The organism is Halobellus sp. Atlit-38R (genome assembly GCF_003665925.1).
GTDB lineage: Archaea > Halobacteriota > Halobacteria > Halobacteriales > Haloferacaceae > Haloquadratum > Haloquadratum inordinatus.
Genome location: NZ_QXIJ01000034.1, coordinates 1 through 2,943 on the forward strand (window position 1 = coordinate 1; position 2,943 = coordinate 2,943).

Consider the following 2,943-nt stretch of genomic DNA (forward strand, 5'->3'; position numbering starts at 1 on the left):
CCCTTGAGCGTCTCGCCGATCGCCTCGCTCATCGCGCGGTGTTCGGACTCGTAGCCGAACGTCCCGGCCATCCCACAGCAGCCCGAATCAAGCGGATCCACGCGGTAGCCGGCCCGTCGCAGCACGCCGACCGCGTGGTGGTCCTTTTTCGTCGCCTTCTGGTGGCAGTGGCCGTGGTACGCGATCGAGCGGTCGGGGGCGTCGAAGTCGATCTGCTCGTCGAGGCGGTACGTGTCGAGGTACTCACAGACGCCGTAACTGTTCGCCTGTACCGTCTCGACGTCGCTGCCAGAGAGGAGGTCGCCGTAGTCGGACTGCAGCATCACCGCGTCGGAGGGTTCGGGGACGACGACGTCCCAGCCGTTCTCGATCCGCGGGACGAGCGTTTCGACCGTCTCAGCGGCCGTCTCGCGGGCGATGTCGAGGAAGCCCTTCGAGAACGCCGGCCGCCCCACGTCGGTGACGTCTGCGACCTCGACGTGGACGCCCGCGGCTTCGAGCACTTCCACGGCCGCCTTCCCGACGTCGGGGTGGCTGTAGTTCGTGTACGTGTCCGGGATCAAGAGGACGTGGCGGTCGGCCTCGTCGGCGGCGACCCGTGACCCCCCGCGCTTTTTGAACCACTTCTGGACCGTCTCGCGCTCGAACGTGGGGAGCGTGCGATCGCTCGCGATGCCGATCGTCTGTTCCATCACGGCGCGCGCGCCGGGCACCTTCGATGCCCAGTTCGAGACGGGCGCGAACGTGCTCCCGAGTTTGGCGAGGACGTCGAAGTTGGCGAACATCTTCGAGCGCAGCGAGGAGCCGTGTTCCTCGTGGTAGGCGTGAGTCACCTCGGCTTTGAGCTTCGCGAGGTCGACCTCGCTCGGACAGTCGTTCGCACAGCCCTTACAGCCGATACAGAGGTCCATCACCTCGGTGACGAACTCCTCGTCGGTCGGGTCGTCCGGGAGGTCGCCGCTCATCGCCTGCCGGAGCATATTCGCTCGGCCGCGCGTGGCGGTAATCTCCTCGTCGGCCGCGCGGTAGGTCGGACACATCACGCCGCCCTCGGTCTGCTGGGTGCGGCAGCCACCGCAGCCGTGACAGAGTTCGACCATCCCCTGCATTCCGTTCTCGTTGTCCCACTCCAGCGCCGAGTCGAAGCCGGCGTCGAACTCGTACTCGGGGTCGAACCGGAGGTTCTCGGTGAGCGAGACGTCGCCGCAGACCTGCCCGGGATTGAGCAGCCAGTCGGGGTCGAACGCGGTCTTGAGATCCTGGAACGCGTTCCAGAGCTGATCGCCGTAGAGCTTCCGGTTCCACTGGGTCCGCGCGCGGCCGTCGCCGTGCTCGCCGGAGACCGAACCGCCGAGTTCGACGACGAGGTCAGTCACGGCCTCGCTAATGTCCTCTACCGCATCTAAGTCTGTCTGTGACTTTATATTGACGAGCGGGCGGACGTGGAGGACGCCGGGGCCGGCGTGGGCGTAGAACGACGCGAAGGTGTCGTGCTCTTCGAGGACCGACTGGAACTCGGTGACGAACCTCGGGAGGTGCTCCGGCGGGACGGCGCAGTCTTCGAGGAAGCTGATGTGCTTCGCGTCGCTGGTGCGTCCCAGCAGGATCGGGAGGCCGGACTTCCGGAGCTTCCAGAGTTCCTTGCGGTCCGCCTTCTCGTGGGCCTCTAGCGCGTCGAACGCGAATCGTTCGACATCGGCGTCCGCCGCGTCGTCGCCGCGACCAGGCACGCGGTCTTCGAGGAGCTTCCGAACCTTCTCGCGGCCATCCTCGTCGTCTTCGGCGTAGAACTCAACGAGGAGTGCGGCTTCCGTCCGGTCGGGGAGTTTCCCGGCCACGTCGGCGAACTCCGTCGTGTTTGAGGCCAACCCGATCAGCACGTCGTCGATGAGTTCGACCGCCGCGGGGTCGTGCTCCAGCACGTGGACGACGTCGCTGACGGTGTCGACGACGCTGTCGTACGTCAAGAGCGCGACCGACTTCGTCTCCGGAAGCGGCTCCAGCGAGACGGTCGCCTCGGTGACGACCGCGAGCGTCCCTTCGGAGCCGGCGAGCAGGCGCGCGAGGTTGACGACGCCCTCCTCGCCGTACTCGCCCTCGGCTTCGGCGAGCAGGCGGTCGAGGTTGTAGCCCGAGACGTTCCGCTTCATCTCGGGGTAGCGCTTGTGGATCTCCTCGGCCTGTTCGTCGAGGACCTCGATCACGCCGGCGGCGATCTTCGCCTCGGCGTCGCCGTCGGGGTCGGCCCGCTCGCGTAGTTCGTCGACGCTGACCTCACCGAAGGTCGTGACCGTGCCGTCCGAGAGGACGACCTCGACCTCCTCGACGTAGTGATCGGTCTTCTCGTAGACGAGCGAGTGCGCGCCGGTGGAGTTGTTGCCGATCGCGCCGCCGATGGCGCTCCGGTTGCCAGCCGCCGGGTCGGGGCCGAACGTCAGGCCGTACTCGGCCGCCTGATCGTTGAGCGTCGCGAGGATGGCCCCAGACTGAACGTGCGCCTCTCGCGCGTCGGGGTCGACGTCGTAAACGGCGTCCATGTGACGCGAGAAGTCGAGGACGACTGCCTCGTTGACCGTCTGGCCGGCGAGGCTCGTCCCGCCGCCGCGCGGGAGCACCGGAATCTCCTCGCTCGCGCAGTAGGAGACGACGCTCGCGACGTCGTCGGTCGAAGTCGGGAAGACGACGCCGATCGGCGTCACCTCGAACGCGCTGGCGTCGGTGGCGTACATCTGCCGGGTGTAGGTGTCGAAGCGGACTTCACCGTCGACGCGTTTCGAGAGCGCGTCGACCAGATCCGGCCGTTCGACCTCCTCGGAGACGTACTGGTAGTTCGAACGGGCGTCTCTCGCCGGGTCGGCGGTGGCTACACCGCCGTCGGGAACGGCATCGCTGTCGCGGTCAGACATATGCGTACTACTGAGGGTAACTATCACTTATACCCGC

Annotated in this window: 1 protein-coding gene; it reads right to left on the reverse strand. The window is 66.9% G+C overall.

The genetic code is table 11. The features are described 5' to 3' along the window. Positions 1 to 2,906, reverse strand: a 2,906-nt coding sequence (locus D3D02_RS17840; RefSeq protein ID WP_147435689.1) for an FAD-binding and (Fe-S)-binding domain-containing protein, incomplete at its 3' end; no start/stop codon positions are given. Positions 2,907 to 2,943: the final 37 nt, after the last annotated feature.